A 26755-nucleotide genomic window follows, 5' to 3' on the forward strand; every position below is an offset into this window, starting at 1 on the left:
GCGGCGGGGCGCGGGATGATGGGTCCGGGGGCAGGGCGCCGGCGAGTGGCAACTCGGCCCCGGACCCGGCGGGTTCGCCGCCGGACGGCGGTCGGCCGATGGCCAGGAGAGGGAGACACAGTGGGTGAGCGGGTCACCATCCGCGAGGTGGCCGCGCGTGCGGGCGTCTCGGTGGCGACGGTCTCGCGGGTGCTCGCGGGCAACTACCCGACGTCCACGGCGTCGCGCGCCAAGGTGCTGCGCGCGGTCAAGGACCTCGACTACGTCGCCAACGCGCACGCGCGCGCGTTGGCGGGCGCGGGCCGCAAGACGATCGCGGTGCTCATGTACGACGTGGTCGGGGCGTTCTACGCGCAGGTCGCGCAGGGCGTGGAGGTGGAGGCCGCCCAGCGGGGCCGCCTCACCCTCGTCGCGTCCACGGGCAGCGACCCGGCGCGCGAGCTGGCCCTGGTCCAGATGATGCGGGAACAGGCCGCCGAGGCCGTGATGCTGGTCGGCGGGGCCGTCCAGGACGACGAGTACCGGCAGCGGATGGCGCGGTACGCCGAGGCGCTCGCGGCGGCGGGCTCCCGGCTCGTCCTGTGCGGGCGGCCGGCGCCGACGCCCGACATGCCCGCGCTGGTCGTCGAGTACGACAACGAAGCGGGCGCCCACGCGGTGACCAGCCACCTCCTGGGCGCCGGACACCGGCGGATCGCGCTGCTCGGCTACGAGCCGGGAAACACCACCGGCGAGGACCGGCTCGCCGGCTTCCTCCGGGCGCTCGCGGACCACGGGGTGCCGCGCGAGGAGGCCGTCCTCCACGGCATCGGCTTCGGGCAAAACCACGGCTATCGGGCGATGCGGGAGCTGCTCGACAGGTCGGGCGGCAAGCCCGACTTCACGGCGGTCTTCGCGGGCGACGACCGGGCCGCGGCGGCGGCGATCATCGCGCTGCGGGAGTACGGGTTGCGGGTGCCGGAGGACATGTCGGTGGTCGGCTACAACGACGACCCGGTGGCCGGTGACATCACTCCCGGCCTGACGACCGTGCACATCCCCGCGGAGGAAATGGGCCGCACGGCGGTCCGCCGCGCCCTCTCCGGCTCTCCGGCCTCGGGCCAGGAACGGCATGTTCTCGGTACGCACATCGTGATTCGGGACAGTGTGCGGGTGGTGCGGGGGCGCAGTTCCCCGCGCCCCTGAAGCATCACGCCTGGCCGTCGTCCGCCCGGTCGGCGTCTACGTAGGGGGCGGCTATGGCGTTGTCGTCAGGATGGCGCTTGTCAGGGCCGTCGGGTGGTCGTGCATGATCATGTGGCCCGATGGGTGCGCCACCTGGAAAGTCGCGTCCAGGTTGCGGGACAGGGCGCGTTGGCGGTTCAGCCATCGGCGCGGGCCTCCCTTGTACGCGGCGAGTACGGTGACCGGGAGACCGGCCGGCAGGGGCGCCCCGCGCCGGAGGGCGGCCAGTTCACGTGCCTCGTCGGCGTACGTCGCGTACTCCATGAGCGTCGCCCGCCACACACGGCTGCTCCCGTACAGACGGGCCCAAGGGGTGGGCGCCGCCAGGTGTCGCAGTGCGGGGCCCGTCGCCCGGGGCAGGCCCGCCGCGCACAGCAGCGTCCCGCACGCGCGCGTGGCCGTCACCCGGACCCCGCGCGGCAGCAGGGCGCGCGGCCGCTCCTCGACGCTGGAGTCGACCAGGACGAGTCCCTCCGTACGTACTGGGTAGAGCCGCGCGAACGCCTCCGCGTGGAATCCGGCGAGGGAGTGGCCGACCACCGTGACCCGTGCCGCGCCGAGCCGTACCGCGTCGAGGACGCACCGGATGCGGTCCGCCTCGCCCCGCAACGTGGGTGCCACGCGCGCGTGGCCGCTGAGACCGAGGCCGGGGCGGTCGAAGCGGACGACGGTCCGGTGCGGGGCGAGCAGCGGGACCACCGGGTCCCAGTCGAACCAGCCGAGGCCGAGCCCGGCACTGAGCACGCACACCGGCCCGCTCCCCGTCACCTCGACGTGGTGCGGGACTCCCCCGACGCGTACGAAGGTCACGCGGTCACCCCCGCCCTGCCTCCGAAGGCGGACCCTTCGCGTCCCTAGACACCGACCACGCGAGCGTCACCAACCACACCGCGATCAACAGCACCTGGAGGCGCTGGCCGATCCCGAGCCCCCACGTCCCCCGCCCGGCCTCGAACGCGGCGACGGATGCCAGCGTCCACCCCGTGGCGGCCAGTTCGAGGACGACGAGGACGGGCCCGGTGCGCGCGAGCGTCGGCCACGTGCCGGCACGACGGCGCGCGGCGACCGTGAGCAGCACCATGGCGACCAGCGCTCCGGTGACCGCCAGGCTGCTGCTGACCGCGTGTGCGGAGTGCGTCCAGGGGACGATGCCCGCCCGCTCGCGCGCGGCACAGCCCGCGTCGGCGGTCGCCGCGCAGTTCAGCGGGAGACGGGAGTCGGCCGCCGTGGCCGCCCCGAACAGCGCGAGCCCCGCCCAGCCCGCCGCGGTCCACCACCCGCGGAGCGGCAGCCGTGCCAGGGCGAGCGCCGCGCCCGCGAGGACGAGGAGGCCCGCGAGGAAGTCCGCGGTGCGGAAGAACGTCCCGTACGGCTGGTCCTCGGCGGCGAGTTCACTGACGTACGTCGTGCGTGACGAGAGGCCGGTCGGCAGGAAGGCCTCGGCCGACCATGTGCTGTACGCGAGGGCGGCGGCCAGCAGGAGGCCCACGAGGACACGTGCGGCGGCGGGCCTGGCGAGGCGGACGGGACGTGCGTCCATGGGGGCGGCTGCCGTCGTGGCGGAGGGCACCGGTGCGCACACGCTATTTCTGCGCATGGGCCGGCCGGTGCTCGGGGTGGATCCAGCTGGGTTTGCGGTACTTGAGGAAGGCCGCGGGCGCCAGGACGCCGAGCGCGAGGAGGCCGCCGCCGACGATCAGCAGGTAGCGCCACAGCGGGCCCTTGCCGAACTGGTCGGGCGGCACGAAGCCGATGGCCAGCGCGACGAGCGACGCGACGAAGCCGACGGACGCGACGAGCGTCACGGCGGGGACCACGAAGCCGCGCGGCACCTCCGGATGGGATTTCCGCAGCCGTACGACGGCCACGAACATCAGCAGATACGCGATGAGGTAGATCTGCACGGTGATGACCGAGAACATCCAGTACGCACTGGAGACGTTGTCACTGAAGGCGTAGAGGACACCGATCAGCGTGGTGATCACGCCCTGCGCGACCATGATGTTCCGGGGGACGCCCGCTTTGTTGAACTTCTGCAGGACGGGCGGCAGATAGCCCTCCTGCCGGGCCAGCGTCACTAGGCCCTTGGCGGGGCCCGCGAGCCAGGTGAGCATGCCGCCGAGCGCGGCCATGACCAGCATGATCCCGACGACCTTGGTCAGCCAGCCGACGTGGAAGTGGTCGAAGAAGGCCTGGAAGGCCTGCATCAGACCGGCGGTGAGGCTGAGCTGCCCCGACGGCATGACCCAGCTGATGGCCAGGGCCGGAAGGATGAAGATCAGCAGGACGAGGCCGGTGGCGAGGAAGATCGAGCGCGGGTACTCGGAGCGGGGGTGGCGCAGCGACGACACGTGGACGCCGTTCATCTCCATGCCCGCGTAGGAGAGGAAGTTGTTGACGATGAGGACCAGGCTGGCGAGGCCGGTCCACGGAGGCAGCCAGTGGTCGGCGCTCATGGGCGCGGCGGACGGGTTGCCCTGCCCCAGGAAGACGACCCCGAGCGCGACGAGGACGACGCCCGGGACGAGGGTGCCGATGACGAGCCCCCAGGAGGACAGCCCGGCGACTGTCTTGGTCCCCCGGCACGTGACCCATACGCCGGTCCAGTAGATGACGACGATGACGATCGCTACGTAGAGGCCGTTTTCGGCAAGGCTCGGATGGACGACGTACGCGAACGTCGAGGCGACGTAGGCGAGCAGGCTCGGGTAGTACGCGATGGTCATGGCGAACTGGCACCAGACGGCGACGAACCCGAGCGGCTTGCCCAGGGCCTCGCTCACCCAGCGGTAGATGCCGCCGGACCACCCGGAGGCGAGCTCGGCGCCGACGAGGGCGGTGGGGAGCAGGAAGACGACGGCGGGCAGGAGGTAGAGGAAGACGGCGGCCAGTCCGTAGATGGCCATGGAGGGCGAGGGGCGCAGACTGGCCACGGACGCGGTGGTCATCAGGGCGAGCGTCAGCCAGGAGATGAACTGCCGCGGAATGGCCGGGTCCGGCTCCGGCAGGGTTCCCGCACCGGTCTGCTCCGGTTCGTCCTTTTTCGTCATGCGCTCATGATCGTCGGAGCGGCGGGGGCCCGCATGTCGCCGGATACCCGGCGGGGGTAGGGTGCGCCTCATGGCGAGGACGAGGAGCCGCACGGGGCACGGGCAGTGGCTGCTGCTCGCCGCGCTGCTCTTCGGGATCGTGACCATGCATACGTTGGGGCATCCTTCGGGGGGCTCCGGCGGGGGGCATGGGGGTGACCGGCACGAGGCTGACCGGCATGTGGCCGTCGGTGAATCCCTGCGGCACGGGGACGGCATGAGGCCCGAGCGGCACGGGGACGGCATGAGCCCTGAGCGGCACGGGGACGGCATGAGCCCTGAGCGGCACGGGGACGGCATGAGCCCCGAGCGTCACGGGGACGGCATGAGCCCCGAGCGGCACGGGGACGGCATGAGCCCCGAGCGTCACGGTGACCTCATGAACCCTGACCGTCACGGTGACCTCATGAACCCTGACCGTCACGGTGACCGTGGCATGCGCGTGGCCGTGTCCCCCGCGGCCGGCCCCGCTTCCGCCTCCGAACCGCACGACGGCGGGATGGCGATGGACCCGCTGTCCGTGTGCCTCGCGGTGCTGGGCGCCTTCACGCTCGCCCTGCTGGTGCGGGCAGGCCTGCTGCGGCCGGGCCCGCGCGTCGCCCATCTGCGCGCTCCCGGGCGGCTCCTCCACATCCTGCGGCCCAACCCGCCGCCGCCCCGCATACTCCTCTCCCGTCTGTCGGTGCTGCGCATTTAGGCCTGCGCACCGGCTGCTTCGCGCTGCCCGCCGAACTCGTGGTGCTCCTGTGGGAACCCGCGGGGGTCGGGCGGTGTACCAGAAGCAGCAGATGCGCCCATCTGCACGCACCACCACGACGAGGTGTCACCCAGCCATGCGTAAAGAAGCTTCTCCGCACGTCCCGTCACAGCCCGCCCTCTCACAGCCGGTTCCCGCGCAATCCGTCCTCGCGCAACCCCTTCTCGCGCGGCCCGTTCCCTCCCGCGTCGTTCCCTCGCGGCGCACCGTGCTCGGTGCCGCGGCCGCCGTCGCCGGGGCGGGAATCCTGACGGCCTGTTCGGACGCGGACCAGGGCGGTGGCCACAGCGGGCACGGCCCGGGCGGTGCGTCCGGGCCCGAGGGCTATGTGGACCCCGCGGGCAAGGAGGTCGCGGCCGCCGAGAAGAAGCGCGGCCGCGGCGGCCGGACCCGCGAGGTGAGGCTGACGGCGGTGGAGACCAGGCTCGACCTGGGCGGCCCCACGGTCAGGTCGTGGGCGTACGGGGACCGGCTCCCCGGCAAGGAGGTCCGGGTCACCGCGGGCGACACCCTCGCCCTCACCCTGGCCAACCACCTGCCGCAGGCCACCTCCCTGCACTGGCACGGCATCGCCCTGCGCAATGACATGGACGGCGTCCCCGGCCTCACCCAGCAGGACATCAAACCGGGAGCGGACTTCACCTACCGCTTCACGGTGCCCCACCCGGGGACGTACTGGTTCCATCCGCACTCCGGCACCCAGCAGGACCGCGGGCTGTACGCACCCTTGATCGTCGAGGACCCGAAGGAGCCGCTGAAGTACGACAAGGAGTGGGTGATCGTCCTCGACGACTGGGTGGACGGAGTGGACGGCTCGACCCCGGACGGCGTGCTCGCCGAGCTGAGCAAGGGCATGGCCGACCACGACATGGGCGGCGGGGACTCCGGCGGCCACGGCGGCCACGGTGGGCACGACATGCCGGGCACCCCCTCCGGCTCCGCCGGCCCCTCCCGCATGATGATGGGCGCCAAGAGCGACCTGCTGGGCGGCGACGCGGGCGACGTGGCCTACCCGCACTACCTCATCAACGGGCGCACGGCCGCGGCGCCTTCACAGTTCCGCGCCCGCCCCGGCGACCGCATCCGCCTCCGCATCATCAACGCCGGCGGGGACACGGCCTTCCGCGTAGCCCTCGGGGGCCACGAGATGACGGTGACCCACACGGACGGCTTCCCGGTGCGGCACGCGAAGACACAGGCGCTGCTCCTCGGCATGGGCGAGCGGTACGACGTACTGGTCACCGCCAAGGACGGCGTCTTCCCGTTGACCGCCGTCGCCGAGGGCAAGAAGGCGGCGGCGCTCGCGGTGCTGCGCACGGGCGGCGGGGCCGCGCCGACCGCGTCGACCCGCCCCGACGAGCTGAAGGGGCGCCTCCTGACCGCCGCCGAGCTGAGGGCGCACGAGTCGGTCGCCCTGCCCTCCCGCAAGCCGGACCGCACGATCAGGCTCCAACTGACGGGCGGCATGGCCGCGTACGACTGGGCCTTCGACAAGAAGCCCTACTCCCCCGGCCGGCGCCACCCCGTCCGCGCCGGCGAGCGGGTCCGCCTGACCTTCGCCAACTCGACCTCGATGTGGCACCCCGTTCACCTGCACGGCCACACCTTCGCCCTGGCGCACACCCCGGGCGGCCCCCGCAAGGACACCGCGATCGTCCTGCCGAACAGCAGCCTGACGGTGGACTTCGAGGCGGACAACCCGGGCCTGTGGATGATCCACTGCCACAACGTGTACCACGCGGAGGCGGGAATGATGACGGTCCTCGGCTACCGGAGCTGACCGCCCGCCGACCACGGAAGAAGGGTAGGCACTTATCGCTAGAAGCGGGATAATAACGGCATAGCAGTCGGCAGGCATCCCAGGCCACAGGCCCATGCCACCCCTTCCGAAGGGGGCCGGTCCCCATGACCACCCCTGGCGTCCCGCAACCCGGCGCCCCGCAGCAGCCACCACCGCAGCAGATGCGCAACGGCCTCGGTACCGCGGCCCTGGTGCTCGGCATCATCGGTGTGCTGTGTGGGCTGGTGCCGCTGCTGTTCTGGGCTGCGGGCGTCCTTGCCGTCCTGGCGCTGGTCTTCGGTTTCGTCGGCATCGGCAGGGCCCGCAGAGGCCAGGCCACCAACCGGGGCATGGCGATCTGGGGCACCTCGCTCGGGGCGGTCGCCGCGGTTCTGGCGGTCGTCGGTCTCGTCATCAGCGTCTCGGTCTTCAACGACACGGTGGACGAGCTGGACGGGACCGGCGGCAAGAAGGAAGCGTCGACCGCACCCGCCGAGCCGTCCGGCTCCGGCCGGGAGCGGGAGACGGAGGCCGGGACGGAGACGGAGGCGGGGGACGACTCCGGCGAGCTCGGGTTCGGCGAGACCTTCGCGTACGACGACGGCGTGAAGGTGACCGTCGCCGAACCCGCCCCCTACCAGCCGGGTCCGTACGCTGCGGGCCACACCCAGGGCCACAAGGCCCTGACCGTCAGGATCACCGTCGTCAACGGCTCGGACGAGACGGCCGATCTGGACCTGACCACGGTCACCTTCAAGGACGCCGACGGCGCCGAGGCGGACAAGGTCTTCGACGGTGACCTGCCGAGGGAGCTCGCCGGCAAGCTGGCGCCCGGCAAGCTGTCCGCCGCCACCTACGCCGTCAGCCTCCCGGCCGACGCCGCGCACACGCTGGAGGTCCAGGTCGAACCCGGCTTCCTCCAGTACGACAACGCGACCTGGTCCGGAAGCACCCGGTGACGCGAGGGGACACCCCTCGCACCCGCCACGGCGAGGCACCGAGCCCAGCAAGGCATCGCGTCGCTCTGACGATTACACTGATTCCGTGCCTCAACTACGCCTCGCTCTGAATCAGATCGACTCGACCGTCGGCGATCTCGCCGGGAACGCCGAGGCGATCGTCCACTGGACCCGGCACTCCGCCGAGCAGGGGGCGCATCTCGTCGCGTTCCCCGAGATGGTGCTGACCGGCTATCCCGTCGAGGACCTCGCGCTGCGTTCGTCCTTCGTCCAGGCCTCCCGGGCGGCGCTCCGCGCGCTCGCCGTGCGGCTGCGGGACGAGGGGTTCGGAGAGCTGCCGGTCGTCGTCGGCTATCTCGACCGCACCGAGGAGGCCAAGCCGAAGTTCGGCCAGCCCGCGGGCGCCCCGCGCAACGCGGGCGCGGTGCTGTACCGCGGCGAGTGCGTCCTGACGTACTCCAAGCACCACCTGCCCAACTACGGCGTCTTCGACGAGTTCCGGTACTTCGTGCCGGGCGAGACGCTGCCGGTCGTGCGGGTGCACGGCGTCGACGTCGCGCTCGCCATCTGCGAGGACCTCTGGCAGGACGGCGGCCGTGTGCCGGCGACGCGCAGCGCGGGGGCGGGTCTGCTGCTCTCCATCAACGCGTCGCCGTACGAGCAGAACAAGGACGACCAGCGTCTCGAACTCGTGCGCAAGCGCGCGCAGGAGGCCGGCTGCACCACCGCGTACCTCGCGATGATCGGCGGGCAGGACGAGCTGGTGTTCGACGGTGACTCGATCGTCGTCGACAAGGACGGCGAAGTCATCGCCCGGGCCCCGCAGTTCTCCGAGGGCTGTGTCGTCCTCGACCTCGACCTGCCGGCCGCCGCGCCCGTGCCGCCGTCCGGCGTCGTCGACGACGGGCTGCGCATCGAGCACGTCACGCTCTCCGATGAGCCCCTCCCGGCGTACGAGGCCGAGCTCACCGGCGGGTACGCCGAGCGGCTCGACGACGACGAGGAGGTGTACTCGGCGCTCGTCGTGGGGCTGCGCGCGTACGCCGCGAAGAACGGTTTCAGCAGCGTCCTGATCGGCCTCTCCGGCGGCATCGACTCGGCGCTCACCGCCGCCATCGCCTGCGACGCGCTGGGCGCGCAGAACGTGTACGGCGTCGCCATGCCGTCCCGGTACTCCTCCGACCACTCCATCGGTGACGCGGAGGAGCTGGCGCGGCGCACCGGGCTCAACTTCCGCACCGTGCCGATCGCCCCGATGTTCGACGCGTACATGGGTTCGCTGGGGCTCACCGGGCTCGCCGAGGAGAACCTCCAGTCGCGGCTGCGCGGCACGATGCTGATGGCGCTCTCCAACCAGGAGGGGCACATCGTGCTCGCGCCGGGCAACAAGTCCGAGCTGGCGGTCGGGTACTCCACGCTGTACGGCGACTCCGTGGGGGCGTACGGCCCGATCAAGGACGTCTACAAGACGGCGATCTTCCGGCTCGCCGAGTGGCGCAACCGCGCCGCGCGGGAGCGGGGGCAGACGCCGCCGATCCCGGAGAACTCCATCACCAAGCCGCCGAGCGCCGAGCTCCGCCCCGACCAGGTCGACACGGACTCGCTGCCCGACTACCCGGTCCTGGACGCGATCCTGGAGCTCTACGTCGACCGGGACCAGGGCGCCGACGCGATCGTGGCCGCCGGGTTCGACCGGGAGCTGGTCGTCAAGACGCTGCGGATGGTGGACACCGCCGAGTACAAGCGGCGGCAGTACCCGCCGGGGACGAAGATCTCCGCGAAGGGCTTCGGCAAGGACCGCCGCCTGCCGATCACCAACCGCTGGCGCGAGTCCTCCGCGGGCTGACCGGCCACTCCGGGCGCGGGACGCCCGGCGGCGCCCCACGTGATCTGCCCCTGTCGCCACACGGCGACAGGGGCAGATCAGGTAAGGGGTGGATCAGCCCGGAGCAGCTCGGCTCAGTGGCGGGCCGGCTCCCTCGTCGGGGTGCCGGTCGCCACGACCCGTTCCGTGCCCGTCACGGGCCCCCTGCGGAGGTCCACCGCGTACGCCACGCCGGCCACCGCCAGGCCGAGCACGGCGAGGACCGCGCCCGTCACGGCCGGGGAGGTCACGCCGAAGCCCGCCGCGAGGGCGAGGCCGCCGATCCAGGCGCCGCCCGCGTTGGCGAGGTTGAACGCGCCCTGGTTGGCGGATGAGGCCAGGGACGGGGCCGCCGCGGCCTTCTCCATGACCATGAGCTGCAGCGGCGAGCCCGTCGTGAACGCCGCCATGCCGAGCAGGACGACGCCGACCGCCGCGCTCCATCCGGCGCTCATGAGCAGCGGGAAGAGCGCGAGGACGACGGCCAGCGCCGTGAGTCCGCCGAAGAGCGTGCCGCGCAGGGAGTGGTCCGCGAGGCGGCCGCCCAGCAGGTTGCCCGCCGTCGCGCCCACGCCGAACAGCGCGAGGAGCAGCGTGACGCTGGACTCGGCGTAGCCGGCCGCGTCCGTCAGCATCGGCGTGATGTAGCTGTACGCCGCGAAGAGCGCCCCGAAGCCGGCGACGGTCGTGCCGAGCGCCAGCCACACCGGAAGGCTGCGCAGCGCGCGGAGCTCGCCGCGGAGTCCCGCCGCGTCGCCGTGGCCGTGATCGGCCGGGACGAGGAGGGCGAGCGAGGCGATGGCCGCGAGCCCGATCGCGCTCACCGCGAGGAACGTGGCGCGCCAGCCGAGCTGCTGCCCCATCGCCGTGGCCACCGGTACGCCGACGATGTTGGCGACGGTCAGGCCGAGGAACATCAGGGAGACCGAGCGGGCCTTGCGCTCGGGGGCGACGAGCCCGGTGGCGACGACCGCGCCGACCCCGAAGAACGCGCCGTGCGGCAGCCCGCTGAGGAAGCGGGCGGCCATCAGGAGGTGGTAGTCGGGGGCCGCCGCCGACAGCGCGTTGCCGACCACGAAGAGCACCATCAGGCCGATCAGGACGCGGCGGCGCGGCAGCTTCGCGGTGACGGCGGCGAGGAGCGGGGCGCCGATGACGACGCCGAGCGCGTACGCGGAGACGAGGTGTCCCGCGGTGGGTATGGACAGGTGCAGGTCGTCGGCGACGTTGGGCAGCAGACCCATCATCACGAACTCGGTGGTGCCGATGCCGAAGGCGCCCACGGCGAGGGCGAGCAGGGCCAGGGGCATGAAGAAGTACCTTCCAACGGAAGCGGGGGTGGGGGCGGGGGGCTGCTTCACTGAGAGCGTCGAGGGCGCGGAGAGCGCCGGGGACCAACGCAGAGTGAACCCATAAGTTTACGTACGGAACAAACCCGCGCCCGCCCAGTATTCCGTGCGCTCACATCCGCACGGTCACACCCGCACCACGCGCACGTTACGAGGAGAGGTCGACCCGTGCCGCGATCGGCAGGTGGTCGCTGCCCGTCTCCGGCAGCGTCCAGGAGGCGACCGGCTCGACGCCCTTGACCATGATCTGGTCGATGCGGGCCATCGGGAACGACGCGGGCCAGCTGAAGCCGAAGCCGTCGCCCGCCGCGCCCTGCGTGGAACGCATCTGGGAGGTGACCGCGTTCAGGGCGCGGTCGTTCATCGTGCCGTTGAGGTCGCCGAGCAGGACGACCTTGCCGAGCTTCTCGTCGGCGATGGCCTCGCCGAGCGCGTCGGCGCTGTTGTCGCGCTGGTTGGCGGTGAAGCCCGCGTCGAGCTTCACGCGGACCGAGGGCAGGTGCGCGACGTAGACGCCGACGTCACCCTTGGGGGTGTTGACCGTCGCCCGCATCGCCCGGACCCAGCCCAGCTTGATGTCCACGGGCCTGGCGTCGGTCAGCGGGTACTTGCTCCACAGCCCGACGGTGCCCTTCACCGAGTGGTACTTGTACTCCCCCGCCAGCGCCTTCTCGTACGTGGGGACGGCGTCCGCGGTGAGCTCCTCCAGCGCGATGACGTCGGCGCCGGAGGAGGCGACGTCCTGGGCGGTGCCGGTCGGGTCGGGGTTGTCCGCGTTCACGTTGTGCGTGGCGACGGTCAGGTCGCCGCCGGTGCCGCCCGACTTGCCGGTGATCAGGCCGCCGAACGAGTTGATCCAGATGATCAGGGGCAGCAGCAGGGCGATCAGCGCGGTGGCGGACTTGCGGACCACCGCGATGACGAGCAACACCGGGATGAAGACGCCGAGCCAGGGCAGGAAGGTCTCGGTCAGGCTGCCGAGGTTGCCCACGTTGTTGGGGATCTGCGCGTGGAAGAGCATCACCAGGGCGATCAGGACCGCGGCGCCCGCCGTGACGAGCCCGCGCCGCCAGATGCCCGGGTCGCCCCGCCAGCCGTCGAGCAGGCGGCGGAGCCGGGACCCCGGACGCTCGGGCCCCGAGCCGCCGCTGCCCGTCTCCGTCATATACGCCTGCGCCATGCTGTCGTCGCCTCACTGCCTGCCGTGCACACCGTCTGTCCCGCCCCCCTGAAACCCTAGGGGATGAACCGGTGTCGTCCCTGCCGTCCACGACGGCCGTACAGGCACCATGACGTCCGGGGCGGCGCGAGGGGTTCCTGATCTGCGGGGGAGAGCGCCCTCTGTGACGAAATGCGCACAACCCCGACGGCGGATCCGGTGGGCCGTGTCACCGCGTGGGCCGCAGCCCTTCCAGGACGGTGTCGACGATCCGCTCCGCGAGGTCGTCGTCGAGCGGCGCGCCCGGCCGCAGGATCGTGCGGAGCAGCATGGGGCCCACGAAGAGGTCGTTGGCCAGCTCCACGTCGGCGTCCGTGCGCAGCTCGCCGTCGGCGACGCCGCGCCGCAGCACCTCGACGATCATGCGGCGGCGGGGCGCGACGACCGTCTCCTGGTACGCCTCCGCCAGCTTGGGCAGGGCCTTCATCTGGGCGAAGACGTTGTGCAGGAGGGCCGAGGAGCGCATGGTCAGGCCGCGGCGGCGCAGGCTCTCCAGGATGCGGACGAGGTCGTCGCGCATCGAGGTGCCGGGCAGCGGGAGGTCCGGTTCCTCGAAGGCGCGCAGGACGTCGACGAAGAGGGCCTCCTTGCCGTCCCAGCGCCGGTAGATGGTGGCCTTGCCGACCCCGGCCGTGCGGGCGATCCGCTCGATGGACAGCTCGGTGAGCGAGACGCCCTCCTCCAGGAGCCGCACCACGCCCTCGATGATCGCCTGCTCGACAGCCTCGCTCCTGGGCCGCCCGCGGCCGCTCCTGACGAGGGGCGGCTCCTTCGCGACGTCACCCTCGTCCGCGACCCGCACGCCCTGGTGGACCACGTCGTCTCTCCCTCTCTCCGCGCGTCTCCGCGCTCTCGGCGCTCTCGGCGCTCTCGGCGCTCTCGGCGCTCTCGGCGCTCTCGGCGCACCGGATGCCCGCCCGGCCGCCGGGCCGATTCTGCCTCAGCGGCCGGTGGCACCCACCGGTTCGTCCGCCTTCTCGGCCGGGCCGGGCTCCGCGGGCGTACGTCCCGGCAGGAAGAGGAAGACGACCAGCGCGCCGAGCACGGCGACGCCCGCGCCCCACACCGCCGTGACGTGCATGGCGTGCAGGAAGGAGTCGTTGGCGGCGGTGATCAGGGGTTCGCCCTTGGGGCCGAGCTTCGCCGCGACGCCGAGGGTCGCCTCGATGGACTCGCCTGCGGTGTGCCGGGCCCCTTCGGGCAGCACGGTCAGCTGGTCCTCGACCCCGTTCCGGTACGCCGTGGAGAGCACGGAGCCGAGGACCGCGATGCCGAGGGCGCCGCCGACCTGCCGGAAGGTGTTGCTGAGCGCGGACGCGGAGCCGGCCTTCTCGCGCGGCAGGGCCTGCATGATCACGACGCTGGTCGGCGTCATGATGTGCGCCATGCCGGTGCCCATCAGGAAGAAGACGACTTCCAGGAGCCAGATGGGCGTGTCGGCGTCGAAGAGGGTGAAGGCGGTCAGGGTCACCGCCACCAGGAGCAGTCCGCCGGTGCAGACGGCGCGCACGCCGAAACGGTCGACGACAAGGCGGGCCCGGGGCGCGAAGACGAGCTGGGCCAGGGCCAGCGGCAGCATCAGCAGGCCGGTCTGGAGCGGCGAGTAGCCCCGCACGCTCTGGGTGTAGAACACCGAGAAGAAGGTCACGCCCATCAGCGCGAAGAAGACGAGCGCGATGGCGCAGATCGCCGCGGAGAACACCCGGTTCTTGAAGTACGTGATGTCGACGGACGGGTGGTCGCTGCGCTTCTCGTGCAGCACGAAGGCGACGAGGACGGCGAGGCCCGCGCCGGCCGTGCCGAGGACGGCCGGGTCGGTGAAGTCGGCCAGCTGGCCGCCCTTGATGATGCCGTAGACGAGCAGCACCAGGCCGACGACGGAGAGCGCGACGCCGAAGAGGTCGATCCGGCCGGGCCTCGGGTCGCGGGAGTCGGGCACCAGCCACACCATCAGGGCCAGGGCGACGATCACGATCGGTACGTTGACGAGGAAGACGGAGCCCCACCAGAAGTGGTCGAGCAGCACGCCGCCGGTGATGGGCCCGATGGCGATGGCGAGGCCGACGCCGCCCGCCCAGATGCCGATGGCCTTGGGCTGTTCCTCGCGCTCGAAGACGTTCATCAGGACGGCGAGGGTGGCCGGCATCACGAACGCCGCGCCGAGGCCCATCACCGCGCGGAACGCGATGAGCTGCACGGGCGATCCGGACACGGCGGCGAGCGCCGACCCGAGCCCGAAGACGACGAGGCCGCCCAGCAGGACCTTCTTGCGGCCGAGCCGGTCGCCGAGCAGGCCCGCCGTGAAGAGGAGACCCGCGAAGACGAGCGTATAGGCGTTGATGGCCCATTCCAGCTCGCTCTGGGTGGCGCCGAGGCCGGTCGGGGCGGGGGTGGAGATGGTCTTGATGGCGACGTTCAGGATCGAGTTGTCGAGCACGACGATCAGCAGGCTGAGCATCAGCACCGCGAGGATCGCCCAGCGGCGCCGGTGGACGGCTTCCGGTATGCGGGGCGGGGTGGGCATGGCAGGGGAGGACATGCAGACCACCGTAAAGCTAATTCGATACGAGACCGTCTCGTATTGGAAAGGTTTGCCGAACACGAGGGCGTGCCTTTACCGAAAGGCCTCCCCGCGCTGTCGAAGGGGCTCCTCACCATCGACTGGTTCCCCTGCCGCCGAATGGTTCCCTTGAGCCGAAAGGTTTCCTTGCTGCCGAAAGGTTCCCTTGTTGCTGAAAGGGTCCCTTGCTACCGAAACCGCTCCTCCTGAACTCGCACTAGCCCCGGGGCCGCACGTGGTGCCACCATGGAGGTGATCCGGGGACGCCGTCAGGGCGCCTCGAGATGACAGAAGGAGCCGTTGCGATGACGCAGCTTTCGGCTGCCCAGAAGAGCGCCGACGCCCCCAAGAGCCCCGACAGCAGCAAGGCGCTGTACGGCGGCAAGGGCACCCGGCGCATCACCGTGCGCGACATCACCGCCGCCAAGGAGCGCGGCGAGAAGTGGCCCATGCTCACCGCCTACGACGCGATGACCGCGTCCGTCTTCGACGAGGCGGGCATCCCCGTCATGCTCGTCGGCGACTCGGCGGGCAACTGCCACCTGGGGTACGAGACGACCGTGCCCGTCACCCTCGACGAGATGACCATGCTGTCGGCCGCGGTCGTACGGGGCACTTCGCGCGCCCTGATCGTCGGCGATCTGCCGTTCGGCTCGTACCAGGAGGGCGCCGTCCAGGCGCTCCGGTCGGCGACGCGCCTCGTGAAGGAGGCGGGCGTCGGCGCGGTGAAGCTGGAGGGCGGTGAGCGCTCCCTCGCCCAGACCGAGCTGCTCGTCCAGTCCGGCATCCCCGTCATGTCGCACCTCGGCCTGACCCCTCAGTCCGTGAACACCATGGGCTACCGGGTGCAGGGCCGCGGCGACGAGGCCGCCCACCGGCTCCTCCACGACGCCAAGGCCGCGCAGGACGCGGGCGCGTTCGCGGTCGTCCTTGAGCTGGTCCCCGCGGAGCTCGCCGCCGAAGTCACCCGCTCCCTGCACATCCCGACCGTCGGGATCGGCGCGGGCTCCGAGTGCGACGCGCAGGTCCTGGTCTGGACGGACATGATGGGCCTGACCGGCGGAAAGATGCCGCGCTTCGTCAAGCAGTACGCGGAGTTGCGGAACGTCATGGCCGGGGCGGCGAAGGCGTTCGCGGAGGACGTGGTGGGCGGGGCGTTCCCGGCGCCGGAGCACGCGGTCCACTGAGACCGTGGGGGCGAGCGGTCCCCTCCGCCCGCCTCCCCTGATCCATCGCGGCACCATGGCAGCCCGTCGATTCCCCCGTCAACGGGCTGCCTGTTCTCGCCCCTGGGCGCTTGGACGACCCTCTCGCCTGGCCCCGGCTCGGCCCACCCCTGCCCCGCCGCTTCGCGGCGGATCACCCCCGACCGGGTGCTGCTCGCCTCGCAGGCTGCCGGCTCGGGACGCCCCTGTCCCGCCGCTTCGCGGCGGATCGTCCCCGACCGGGTGCTGCTCGCGTCGCAGGCTGCTGGCTCGGGGCACCCTCCTGTCCCGCCGCTTCGCGGCGAACCACCGCCGACCGGGCGCTGCTCGCGTCGCAGTCTGCGGGCTCGGAGCACCCCTGTCCCGCCGCTTCGCGGCGGATCATCCCACCCACCCACCCGTTTGCCCCGCGAGTCAAGGTGCAGGTAGGGGCCCCTACAGTCCCGGTCGGTTCGGGGTGCACGGGTGGGTGGGTGGGAAACATCCGCCGCGAAGCGGCGGGGCAGGGAGACCCGCACCAGAGAGACGGGCGATGGGTGGACGGGCGGGATGCTCGCCGCGAAGCGGCGGGACAAGGAGACCCGCACCAGAGAGACGGGTAATGGGGTGGACGGGCGGGATGCTCGCCGCGAAGCGGCGGGACAAGGAGACCCGCACCGGAGAGACGGGTGATGGGTGGGCGGGCGGGATGCTCGCCGCGAAGCGGCGGGGGAAGGTCTCCCCCACCGGACCGGAAGCAGTGGGACGGCGGTGGGACATCCGCCGTGAAGCGGCGGGACAGGGTCGGCCGCCCCCACCGGCACCGTATCCAGGCGGTGGGGCAGGAACGGCCCGCCCCGAGCCGCCGCCGGCAAGAGGGCGCCAACCAGCCCTCCCCCCCCCCAGTCCCGCCACGGGTGGCCGCACCCCCGGAAACCCGGCCCACGTCCCCGGCACGGGTAACCACACCAACGCCCCCGGCACGGGTGCCCGCACCCGGAACCCCGTCCCGCCCCCGGCGAGCCCCCGCTGTCGGTGGGATGTCGGTCGTTTGTCGGTGGGGTCTGACACCTTGTGGGCATGACGCGAATCGACATGAACCCCGGCGGCGCAGGGAGCGCGGTCACCGTAAGGGGACTGGTCAAGCACTACGGCGAGACCAAAGCTCTGGACGGCGTGGACCTCGACGTGCGCGAGGGCACCGTCCTCGGCGTGCTCGGGCCCAACGGCGCAGGCAAGACCACCCTCGTGCGCTGCCTCTCGACCCTGATCACCCCGGACGCGGGCACCGCCCTCGTCGCCGGGTACGACGTGGTGCGCCAGCCCCGCCAGCTGCGCCGCGTGATAGGCCTCACCGGCCAGTACGCGTCGGTGGACGAGAAGCTGTCCGGCCGGGAGAACCTGTACATGATCGGGCGGCTGCTCGACCTGTCCCGCAAGGAGTCCAGGTCCCGGGCCGACGGCCTGCTGGAGCGGTTCTCGCTCACCGAGGCCGCCAAGCGCCCGGCGAACACGTACTCGGGCGGTATGCGCCGCCGCCTCGACCTCGCCGCGTCGATGATCGGCAGCCCGGCCGTCCTCTATCTGGACGAGCCGACGACCGGTCTCGACCCCCGCACGAGGAACGAGGTGTGGGCCGAGGTCAAGCGCATGGTGGGCGACGGCGTGACCGTGCTGCTCACCACCCAGTACATGGAGGAGGCCGAGCAGCTGGCCTCCGAGCTGACGGTCATCGACCGCGGCAAGGTCATCGCCAACGGCGGCATCGAGGAGCTGAAGGCGAAGGTCGGCGGCCGCACCCTGCGCGTCCGCCCGGCCGACCCCCTGGAGCTGCGCCCGCTGGCGAACGCCCTGGACGACCTCGGTCTGACCGGCCTCGCCACCTCGACGGTCGACGTCGAGACCGGCACGGTCCTCGTGCCGATCCTCAGCGACGAGCAGCTGACCGCCGTGGTCGGCGCGGTCACCGCGCGCGGCATCACGATCGGCTCGATAGCCACCGAACTGCCCAGCCTGGACGAGGTGTTCCTGTCCATCACCGGCCAGAAGGCCAGTGCCCCGCAGGACGCCCGCCCCGCGGAACTCGAGGAGGTCGCCGTATGAGCGCCACCACACTCACGGCCCCCCTCAAGACGGGGGAGGCGGACGCCCGCATCGGTCTGCGCGGCCATGTCCGCCACACCAGCGCCCTGGTCCGCCGCAATCTGCTGTGGATCCGGCAGGACCCGGAGTCGATGTTCGACGCGGTCCTGATGCCGATCGTCTTCACGCTCCTGTTCGTGTACGTGTTCGGCGGCTCCATCGGGCAGGCGCTCGGCGGCGGTCAGGACCAGTACGTGCAGTACGTGGTCCCCGGCATGATGGCGATGATGAGCATGAACATCGCCATGGCCGTCGGCACGGGCTTCAACCAGGACTTCCAGAACGGCATCATGGACCGCTTCCGGACCCTGCCGATCGGTCAGGGCTCGGTTCTCTTCGCCAAGATCGTGGTGGAGCTGATGCGGCTGCTCATCGCGACGACGATCATGATGATCGTCGGTGTCCTGGTGGGCTTCGACATCACGAACTGGCTCGGCCTGTTCGCCGCCGTGGGCCTCTCCGCCCTGTTCGGCACGTCGATCATGTGGATCTTCCTGGTCCTCGGCGTCTCCATGAAGAGCGCCCAGTCCGTGCAGGCGATGGGCTTCCTGGTCCTGATGCCGCTGCAGTTCGGCTCGTCGATCTTCGCGCCGACGAAGTCGATGCCGGGCTGGCTGCAGGGCTTCACCGACTACAACCCGCTGTCCTCCCTCGCGGACTCCGCGCGCGGCCTGATGGTCGGCGGCCCCGTCGCGCACGACGTGTGGGTGACGGTCGGCTGGTCGGTGGCGCTCACGCTGGTGATGGCGCCGATCGCGATCCACAAGTTCCGCACGAAGAACTGATCACCGGGTCACCGTTCACGGTTCACCGTGGGGTCACTCGGCCCATGCGGCGCACAGGGCGGCGGTCTCCTCCAAGGAGAGGCCGCCGCCCTCCGCGTACGCCCCTTCGAACGCCTCGTCTCCGAGCGCGGCCCGGCACCGCTCCCGCGCGCCCGCGCGGATCTCCCGCTCCATCGTGTTCGCGAAGTGGCGGGGCGGCAGCTCCCGGTCGGCGACGGCCAGGATGCGCGCCGCGTCGCGCGCACGGGCGCCGCCATCAGACCCGCCCCCGGGCCCGTTCCCGGGCACTCCCCCGTCCCCGGCCAGCGTCATCGCGACGAGCGACAGCTGGACCGAGACCATCTGCGGGGCGACCAGCCGCGACAGCGGGTCGAGCGCCTTCTCGAAGGCCTCGCGCGCCCTGGCGAACCCTTCGGCGTACCGCTCGTCCAGTGCGTCGAGCCAGGCCCCGATGCCGAGCACGGAACTGTCGAAGACCGCGTAACCGATGCCGTTGAACTCCTGCCGCAGCAGCCGCAGTTGCTCGCGCGCCTCGGCGGTGCGGCGGTCGTGGCCCAGTGCGCAGGCGAGGAAGAGCCGGGCGGCGGGCATGACCTCGCCCGTGTGGTGCCTGCCCGGTTCGGCGAGGATCTCCCGCAGCATCGCCTCGCCCCGGTCGAAGAGGTCCCGCCGCTCCGGGGAGTCCGTCAGGATCGCGCCGAGGCGGGCCTTGAGCAGGCCCATCTGGGTCTGGGCGCCGAGCTGTTCGGCATATTCGACGGCGGCTTCGTAGTCCTCGGCGGCCGCCGTGAACTCGCCGCGCCGCTCGCGTGATTCGCCGCGCGCGGAGAGCGCCTCCGCGATGCCCCACATGTCACCGAGCCGCCGGAACCCGCGCAGCGCCTCGTCCGCGTCGCGGATGGCGTCGCCCGCCCAGTCGCCGCGGTTGGCGAGGATGTTGGCGCGCAGCTGGAGGGCGGCGGCGAGCTCCCAGTCGTATCCGAGGGCACGGCACGCGGCGACGGTCTCGTCGAGGGTGGCGCGCAGCAGGTCCATGTCGCCGCCGAGGAGCACGGCGTAGAACCAGAGGTTGCCGGGGGTGCGGCAGGTCTGCGGGAGGCCGGGCCGGTAGGCGCGCCTGATGCCGGCCAGCTTCTCCGTCGCCTCCGGCGACTGCCAGTCGACCAGTTCCAGTTCCATGCAGGACAGGAGGAGCAGATGCGCGCCTCGGCGGGCCTCCACCAGGAGCTCGGGGCTCATCGGCGGGGGCGCGGCCGTGCACGACTCGTGGAGCGGGGGCGCGGGGGCGACGGGCGGGGCGAAGGGGTCGGGGCCGAGGGCCGTGACGTCGCGGGCCCAGTTGCGGGTCTCCATGCGCATGCCGCGCATCTGCCAGTACCAGGAGAGGGACAGGACGAGGCAGAGCGCTTCCTGCTCGTCCCGCGCGGCGAGCGCGTGCCGCAGGGCGGTGCGCAGGTTCTCGTACTCCACCTCGAGGCGCCGCACGGCCGCCTGCTGGCCGCGGCCGCGCAGCTCGGGGTCGGTGGTCCTCGCGACCTCGCGGTAGTGCACGAGGTGCGCCCGCTCGGCCGCGGCCCGGTCACCGGCCTCGTCGAGCCGCTCGCCCGCGTACTCGGCGACGGTCTCCAGGAGCCGATAGCGCATGCCACTGCCGTACGCCTCCGAAGGGGCCGCCACGACAAGGGACTTGTCGACGAGGGAACCCAGCAGGTCGGCGACGTCGTACGTGCTGCCGGCGGCCGCGCACACCGCCTCCGCCGCGGCCAGGTCGCAGCCGCCCGCGAAGACCGAGAGCCGTCGCAGCACGGTCCGCTCGGCGTCGTCGAGGAGGTCCCAGGACCAGTCGACGACGGCCCGCAGCGTCTGCTGGCGGGGCAGGACCGTGCGGGCACCGCTGGTGAGCAGGCGGAAGCGGTCGTCGAGACGGTCGGCGATCTGGCGCGGGGTGAGCAGCCGCAGCCGGGCGGCGGCCAGCTCGATGGCGAGCGGCAGACCGTCGAGCCTGCGGCAGATCTCGGCGACCGCCGCCGGATCCCCTTCGACGGTGAACCCCGGCCGCGCCGCGGCACCGCGCTCGGCGAAGAGCCGCACCGCCACCGGCTCGGGCAGCGGCTCGACGGGCCGCAGCGACTCGCCCGGTACGCCGAGGGGTTCACGGCTGGTGGCGAGCACCGTCAGGCCGGGGCAGCGGGCGAGCAGTTCGTCGGCGAGGCGGGCGGCCGCGTCGACGACGTGTTCGCAGTTGTCCAGGACGATCAGCATGCGGCGCGCGGCGCAGTGCTCGACGAGCCGGGCGACGGGGTCCTCGCCGTGCCGTTCGGCAAGGGCCCGCAGCTCCTCGGCGCCGGCGCCGCGCAGCACGGTCTCGCGGGCGCCGACCGCGGTGAGGACGGCCTCGGGGACGTCCGCGGGGTCATCGACCGGCGCGAGCTCGGCGAGCCACACGCCGTCCGGCAGGTCCGGGGCGACGGCCTCCGCGGCCTCCTGCGACAGCCGCGTCTTGCCGGCCCCGCCGGGCCCGAGCAGGGTCACGAGCCGCGCCCGCCCGAGGTCGTCCCGCAGTGCGTCCATGTCGGCCTCGCGCCCGACGAACGACGTCAGCCGGGCCCGCAGATTCCCGGCAGGCCGGCCCCGCGCGGGAGCGGGCGGCGTCGCACCACCCTCCAACAACTCCTGGTGCAGCCTGCTCAGTTCGGGTCCGGGGTCGGCCCCGAGCCGCTCGGCGAGATCACGTCGTACGCCGTCGTACGCGGCGAGCGCCTCCGCCGGACGCCCCGTGTCGCGCAGTGCGCGCAGCCGCAGGACGTGCAGGGGCTCGTCGAGGGGGTGAGCCTCGCACAGCGCGGCGAGCTCGGGCAGGGCCCGTTCCGCCTCGCCCAGGGAGAGGGCCGCGGCCATCCGGGCGCGCCGGGCTTCGAGGTGCCGGGCGTGCAGGCGGGCGGCGTCCGCGGTGCGGTCCGGCAGGTCGGCGAGGGGTTCGCCGGTCCACAGGGCGAGCGCGTCGTCCAGGACGGCGGCGGCCTTCGCCGGGTCGCCGTCGGCCAGCGCGCGCCCGCCTTCGCCGACCAGCCGGTCGAACCGGAACGCGTCCACGTCGTCGGGGCGCGCGCCGAGCCGGTAGCCGCCGTCCACCGAGGCGACGGCGTCCGCGCCGAGGGCTCTGCGGAGCCGCCCGACCAGCGCCTGGAGGGCGCCGGTCGCGTCGGCCGGGGGTTCGCCGGTCCACACCTCCTCGGCCAGGGCCGGGGCGGGGACGGGGCGTCCCGCGTGCAGGGCGAGCGCGGTCAGGAGGGCGCGCAGGCGGGCGCCGCCGACGGGAACGGTGGTTCCGTCGGCGCGGACGGCTCGGGTCGGCCCCAGGACGCGGTATCGCACGGGGCCATTGTCTCTTGGTGGCGGCGGCCGGCGGGACGAGGGCTTCACGGGCGGGTCAGCTTCCGTACGGCTCGGGTGCCCTGGTCCTCGCTGGTCACCGTGACCGTGCCCGCGCCCTCGTCGCCGTCCCACCAGTCGGCGAACGCCTTCCCCAGGGCGTCGAGGTTCTGCCGGGTCTTCTTGTCCTTGTACGTGAGGTAGTCCGTCGCCACGGTGACCGCGCCGGCGCCCTTCGCCCCGTATCCGATGGTGAGTTCCGTGACGTGCGGGGCGAGGCGCGCGCCGCCCGGGGAGTTCTTCGCCGTCCAGGAGCGGAACTCGTCCGCGAGGTTGGAGGGTTCGTCACCGTCGTACAGCGTGAGTGTCTTCGCGGTCTTTCCGCCCTGCCCGAGGATGCGGGCGCTCCCGGCCGCGGGGTCCTCGTCCCACCACTCCGTGAACGCCTCGGCGAGCGGCCCGACCTGTCCCTCCGCCTCGCCCCAGGGTCCGTAGTCCGTGAGGACCTTGACGACTCCGTCGCGGTCACCGGGCAGGTAGTCGAGGCTGATGTGCAGCGCGTGGCCCGCGAGGGCGTCGTCGCGCTCCGAGTCGTTCGTCTTCAGCCAGCTGCGGAAACCGCGCAGCAGATTGGGGTCGTCCTTGGCGGCTCCGCTGTCACCGTCCCCGCCCCCGGAGCACCCCACCGCCAGGAGCAGCGCGCCTGCCGCGAGCACCCCGGCGCGCGTTCCGGTCCGGGCGAAGCGCCCCGTCGTCCCCACTGTTTTCTCCAAACTGCTTTCTCCAAACAAATCGACACATCATCAGATGCATGCGTAACGTAACTTCTCGTTTGATGTGTACCAATCGGACTCCGGTTGCCCGGGGTCCGTTTTTCGTGGGGGAACACCACTGTGAGAATGAGACGCAGTCTGACTGCGACAGCCGCCGCGGCCGCGCTCCTGGCCGCCGCGGCTCCGGCGTGGTCCGCTCCGGACCCGGCGCCGACCCCGCCGACGTCGTCGGCGAAGCCCTCGTCCAAGCCCTCGAAGTCGCCCTCCCAGGCCCCTGACCAGGGACTGGCCCGCACGCTCGAGAAGTTCTGGACGCCGGAGCGCATGGCCGAGGCCGAGCCGGTCGAGCCGCAGCAGGCCCGCGAGGCCGCGGCCGCCGAAGACGCCGAGGAGAAGGCCGAGGAGAAGGAGGACGCGGCGCCGCGCAAGGGCATGCTGCGCTCGCCCTCCCGCCCCTTCAAGGGCCGCAAGGAGGTCGGCACCTTCTACTGGGCCGAGAAGGCGGGCAACGACTTCCCGGACCGCTACGACTACCGCTTCTGCGGCGGCACCGTCGTCCCGTCCCCGGGCAAGAACCTGGTCGTGTCGGCGGCGCACTGCTTCGACAGTGGCGCCCGCCAGGAGAACTTGATCTTCGTGCCGCAGCACAGCGCGAGGAACCCCATGCCGCACGGCATGTTCCCCATCAAGAAGAGCCGCATCTTCAAGGACCCCGGCTACACCGGGTCCAAGAAGAGCGAGGAGAACTACACCGCGGTCGACGTCGCGTTCCTCGCCACCGAGCCGCGCGGCGACGGCAAGAAGGTCGAGGACGTCGTCGGGTCCGTCCCGATGGGCTTCAACACCGGCTTCCGCCACACCGCGCAGGTGATCGGTTACCCGTACATGTACGGCGGCGACCGCTACAAGCCGAAGCAGGACCCGCTCAGCTGCACCACGCCGACGAAGAAGTACACCACCGGCAACGTCAAGGACAGCGGCGGCCGGCTCTGGCGCGGCGGCACCTTCACCGAGATCGACTGCGACGGCTATGTCGGCGGCACCTCCGGCGGCCCCTTCATCACGGCGGGCGGCGAGCCGGCCAAGCTGATCGGCGTCATCGGCGGCTGGATGACGGGCGGTCACAGCGCGGACACCTCGTACTCGTCGTACTTCGGCAAGGACGTCAAGCGGATCTACGACGCCGCGAAGGCGGGCAAGCAGCCGGCGAGCATCGACCCGCCGCCGATGACCGACCCGGTGCTGCCGGGCGCCGGCACGTGGAAGCGCGCCAAGACCATCGTGAACGGCCACTTCACGCTCGACGGGCCGGCCGCCGAGGACCGGACGGACATGCTCGTCATGGGGTCGGACGGCGCGCTGAGCCTCTACCGGGGCGCGGGCAAGGCCAGGAACCACTTCGACAAGGAGTTCAAGATCCAGGGCCCGAGCGCCCTGTGGCGCGACCACGCCAAGCAGGTCGTCGCCGGCGACTTCACCGGTGACAGCGGCTCGGACCTGATCGTCCGCTGGTCGGACGGCGAGGTGACGCTCTACCCGTCGGTCGACGAGAAGGGCTTCCACGGCGAGCACCGGCTGGTCGCCAAGAACAGCACCTGGAAGCACGCCGAGGTGATGACCGCGGGCCGCTTCGGCGGCAACAAGCGGCAGGACGACCTGGTCGTGCGCTGGTCGGACGGCGAGGTCTCGCTCTACCGGAACACCGGCGGCAACAAGAAGCTCGGCAAGGAGATCAAGGTCGTCCCGCCGGGCTCCGCCAAGACCGGCACGTGGAAGCACGCCACCCAGATCGCCGCGGGCGACCACTCGGGCGACGACACCTGGGACCTCGTCGTGCGCTGGTCCGACGGCGAGCTGACGCAGTACCAGGACTTCACCGGCGCCGGCTCCCTCCGGGGCGAGCACAAGTGGCAGGCCCCGAACAGCCTGTGGAAGCGCGCCCTGATCGTCAGCGGCGGCGACTTCACCGACAACGCAAGGCCCGACGACACCATCGTGCGCTGGTCGGACGGCGAACTGACCCTCTACGCCGACGGCAACGCCTCCGGCATCGGCGCGGAGAACCAGCTCGTGGCACCCGAGTAACCGCGGGCAGATCCCCCTCGAAGCAAGGGGCGGCGGCAACCTCAGGGTGCCGCCGCCCCTCTTCCCCGTCGTGCAACAGGACGGAGCCCCCTCATGAAGCGCGCCCTCGCCTCCGCGGCGGCCCTCTGCCTAATCCGTTGCTAAGGGCGTTCCGAGGGACCGAGTGGATCTCGGGATGTTCGAGGGCCGGATCGTGACATCCAAGGGCAGCCGGGCGACCTACGCCTCAACGTAGACCGGGTGCGCGATCTTGGTGCTCGTGGTGGCGGCCGCGTGGGCACCGTGCGGGACTTCGTCCTGCTCGACGCAGGCGGGAAGCGCGTCGACGACCACCTGTTCCCGGCGCTCGGCAACGGCGGCTACGACGTCATGCACTACGCCCTGACCCTCGACTACACCCCGGACAGCAACCGGCTCACCGGCACCGCGGTGATCACCGCCCGGGCCACCCGGGACCTGCCCCGCCTCAGCCTGGACCTCGCGGGCCTGCGCGTGCGCCGCGCCGACATCGACGGCTCCGAGGCCCGCGTCGGCAGGAGCGGGAACAAGCTGACGCTCACGCCCTCGCGCACCATCGCCGAGGGGAAGACCTTCAAGACCACCGTCCGGTACGGCGGGGTGCCCCGGATGCTCACGGCGAGCGACGGCGGCGACGAGGGCTGGATCGAGACGGACGACGGCGTGGCGGCGCTCGGCGAGCCCAGCGGCTCCATGACGTGGTTCCCCGGCAACCACCACCCGTCCGACAAGGCGACGTACGACATCGACGTCACCGTGCCGTCCGACTACACCGCGGTCAGCAACGGAACGCTGCACGAGACCCACAGGCGCGGCAAGCGCACCACGTTCCGCTGGCGCAACCGAGAACCCATGGCGAGCTACGTCGCGACCGTCGTCACCGGCGTCTTCGACGTCTCCACCGGTAAGACCGACGACGGCCTGCCTCTCTACACGGCCGTCGACCCCGACGAGGCGGACGGCCCCGTCGACGTCCCGGAGCTGGTGCCCGAGGTCCTCGACTGGGCCGCGGACCGCTTCGGCCCCTACCCCTTCTCCTCGGCCGGCGCCGTCGTCGACCACCTCCCCGACCTCCGCTACGCCCTGGAGACCCAGACCAAGCCGTACTTCGAAGAGGCCCCGGACGCCCTCCTCGTCGTCCACGAGCTGGCCCACCAGTGGTTCGGCAACAGCGTCACGCCCCGCTCCTGGCAGGACATGTGGCTGAACGAGGGCTTCGCGACGTACGCCGAGTGGCTGTGGGACGAGGAACACGGCGGCCCCACCGCGCAAGAGACCTTCGACTCCTTCTACGACGGGACGCACCCGGAGAGCGACGGCATCTGGGGCTTCCCGCCCGCCGACCCGCCGACCGCCGCGCGCGTCTCGGACTCGCCGGTGTACGGCAGGGGTGCCATGACCCTGCACCAGCTGCGCGAGGCCGTGGGCGAGCACGCCTTCTCCACCATCCTGCGCACGTGGACGCGCGAGCACCGGCACGGGAACGCCGACACCGAGCAGTTCATCGCCCTGTGCGAGAAGGAATCGGGCGAGGACCTCACGGACCTGTTCGACACGTGGCTCTTCTCGCCCAGGAAACCCGACGTCACCTGAGG

19 protein-coding genes are annotated in these 26755 nt (G+C 72.0%); 10 read left to right on the plus strand and 9 right to left on the minus strand.

Translation table 11 applies throughout. The annotated features are described in order from the left end of the window. Window positions 1-120 precede the first annotated feature (120 nt). A complete protein-coding gene (locus tag ACH4D5_RS00545; protein WP_398297073.1) occupies window positions 121-1185 on the plus strand; it encodes a LacI family DNA-binding transcriptional regulator in 1065 nt (354 codons plus the stop codon). Window positions 1186-1236: 51 nt separating this feature from the next. Here the strand turns inward: ACH4D5_RS00545 and ACH4D5_RS00550 are convergent, their stop codons facing one another. The 3 genes from ACH4D5_RS00550 to ACH4D5_RS00560 are packed head-to-tail and all read right to left on the minus strand — an operon-like array spanning window position 1237 to window position 4274. Further along, window positions 1237-2034, minus strand: a complete 798-nt coding sequence (locus tag ACH4D5_RS00550) for an alpha/beta fold hydrolase (protein WP_398297075.1) — start codon at window positions 2032-2034, stop codon at window positions 1237-1239. 4 nt (window positions 2035-2038) lie between these two features. Further along, window positions 2039-2764 carry a DUF998 domain-containing protein gene (locus tag ACH4D5_RS00555; protein WP_398297077.1) on the minus strand — a complete coding sequence of 242 codons (726 nt, stop codon included), beginning with the start codon at window positions 2762-2764 and terminating at the stop codon, window positions 2039-2041. A 43-nt stretch (window positions 2765-2807) separates the two neighbouring features. Continuing rightward, the gene (locus tag ACH4D5_RS00560) at window positions 2808-4274 is read right to left on the minus strand and encodes an APC family permease (RefSeq protein ID WP_398297079.1); all 1467 of its coding nucleotides are present in this window, start codon (window positions 4272-4274) and stop codon (window positions 2808-2810) included. A gap of 70 nt (window positions 4275-4344) precedes the next feature. On the opposite strand from ACH4D5_RS00560, the gene ACH4D5_RS00565 reads away from it, so the two are divergent. The 4 genes from ACH4D5_RS00565 (at window position 4345) to ACH4D5_RS00580 (ending at window position 9655) form a co-directional block, all read left to right on the plus strand. Next, window positions 4345-5010 carry a hypothetical protein gene (locus ACH4D5_RS00565; RefSeq protein WP_398297081.1) on the plus strand — a complete coding sequence of 222 codons (666 nt, stop codon included), beginning with the start codon at window positions 4345-4347 and terminating at the stop codon, window positions 5008-5010. Window positions 5011-5146: 136 nt separating this feature from the next. Next, on the plus strand, window positions 5147-6850 hold the full coding sequence (locus ACH4D5_RS00570) for a multicopper oxidase family protein (protein ID WP_398297083.1): 1704 nt from the start codon (window positions 5147-5149) through the stop codon (window positions 6848-6850). A 125-nt stretch (window positions 6851-6975) separates the two neighbouring features. Then, window positions 6976-7809, plus strand: a complete 834-nt coding sequence (locus ACH4D5_RS00575; protein ID WP_398297085.1) for a DUF4190 domain-containing protein — start codon at window positions 6976-6978, stop codon at window positions 7807-7809. An 85-nt stretch (window positions 7810-7894) separates the two neighbouring features. Next, window positions 7895-9655, plus strand: a complete 1761-nt coding sequence (locus tag ACH4D5_RS00580) for an NAD+ synthase (protein WP_398297087.1) — start codon at window positions 7895-7897, stop codon at window positions 9653-9655. 113 nt (window positions 9656-9768) lie between these two features. Here ACH4D5_RS00580 and ACH4D5_RS00585 read toward each other — a convergent pair whose 3' ends face one another. The 4 genes from ACH4D5_RS00585 to ACH4D5_RS00600 all read right to left on the minus strand — a co-directional run bounded on the left by ACH4D5_RS00585 (window position 9769) and on the right by ACH4D5_RS00600 (window position 14780). Next, window positions 9769-10983, minus strand: a complete 1215-nt coding sequence (locus ACH4D5_RS00585; protein WP_398297089.1) for an MFS transporter — start codon at window positions 10981-10983, stop codon at window positions 9769-9771. Window positions 10984-11170: 187 nt separating this feature from the next. Next, the gene (locus tag ACH4D5_RS00590) at window positions 11171-12202 is read right to left on the minus strand and encodes an endonuclease/exonuclease/phosphatase family protein (RefSeq protein ID WP_398297091.1); all 1032 of its coding nucleotides are present in this window, start codon (window positions 12200-12202) and stop codon (window positions 11171-11173) included. A 208-nt stretch (window positions 12203-12410) separates the two neighbouring features. Next, window positions 12411-13043, minus strand: coding sequence for a TetR/AcrR family transcriptional regulator (locus tag ACH4D5_RS00595; RefSeq protein WP_398298456.1), 633 nt, complete (start codon window positions 13041-13043; stop codon window positions 12411-12413). Window positions 13044-13181: 138 nt separating this feature from the next. Beyond that, window positions 13182-14780, minus strand: coding sequence for an MFS transporter (locus ACH4D5_RS00600; RefSeq protein ID WP_398297093.1), 1599 nt, complete (start codon window positions 14778-14780; stop codon window positions 13182-13184). A gap of 326 nt (window positions 14781-15106) precedes the next feature. Here ACH4D5_RS00600 and panB point away from each other — a divergent pair, with 326 nt between their 5' ends. The 3 genes from panB to ACH4D5_RS00615 all read left to right on the plus strand — a co-directional run bounded on the left by panB (window position 15107) and on the right by ACH4D5_RS00615 (window position 18912). After that, on the plus strand, window positions 15107-15988 hold the full coding sequence (panB, locus tag ACH4D5_RS00605; RefSeq protein WP_398297095.1) for a 3-methyl-2-oxobutanoate hydroxymethyltransferase: 882 nt from the start codon (window positions 15107-15109) through the stop codon (window positions 15986-15988). A gap of 1077 nt (window positions 15989-17065) precedes the next feature. Continuing rightward, window positions 17066-18088, plus strand: coding sequence for an ATP-binding cassette domain-containing protein (locus ACH4D5_RS00610; RefSeq protein WP_398297097.1), 1023 nt, complete (start codon window positions 17066-17068; stop codon window positions 18086-18088). Beyond that, window positions 18085-18912 (plus strand): ABC transporter permease, encoded by an 828-nt coding sequence (locus ACH4D5_RS00615; RefSeq protein WP_398297099.1) that lies wholly within the window; start codon window positions 18085-18087, stop codon window positions 18910-18912. The genes ACH4D5_RS00610 and ACH4D5_RS00615 overlap by 4 nt, the downstream gene beginning before the upstream one ends. A gap of 33 nt (window positions 18913-18945) precedes the next feature. Here ACH4D5_RS00615 and ACH4D5_RS00620 read toward each other — a convergent pair whose 3' ends face one another. Both ACH4D5_RS00620 and ACH4D5_RS00625 read right to left on the minus strand, forming a co-directional pair. Continuing rightward, window positions 18946-22287, minus strand: a complete 3342-nt coding sequence (locus ACH4D5_RS00620) for an ATP-binding protein (protein ID WP_398297101.1) — start codon at window positions 22285-22287, stop codon at window positions 18946-18948. A gap of 44 nt (window positions 22288-22331) precedes the next feature. Continuing rightward, complete coding sequence (locus tag ACH4D5_RS00625) at window positions 22332-23045, minus strand: hypothetical protein (RefSeq protein ID WP_398297103.1); 714 nt, start codon at window positions 23043-23045, stop codon at window positions 22332-22334. Window positions 23046-23183: 138 nt separating this feature from the next. Between ACH4D5_RS00625 and ACH4D5_RS00630 the strand changes: the two genes are divergently transcribed. Both ACH4D5_RS00630 and ACH4D5_RS00635 read left to right on the plus strand, forming a co-directional pair. Further along, the gene (locus ACH4D5_RS00630; RefSeq protein WP_398297105.1) at window positions 23184-25142 is read left to right on the plus strand and encodes a trypsin-like serine peptidase; all 1959 of its coding nucleotides are present in this window, start codon (window positions 23184-23186) and stop codon (window positions 25140-25142) included. Window positions 25143-25382: 240 nt separating this feature from the next. Further along, complete coding sequence (locus ACH4D5_RS00635) at window positions 25383-26753, plus strand: M1 family metallopeptidase (RefSeq protein ID WP_398297107.1); 1371 nt, start codon at window positions 25383-25385, stop codon at window positions 26751-26753. Window positions 26754-26755 lie beyond the last annotated feature (2 nt).

Source organism: Streptomyces sp. NPDC018029, from assembly GCF_044327655.1.
GTDB lineage: Bacteria > Actinomycetota > Actinomycetes > Streptomycetales > Streptomycetaceae > Streptomyces.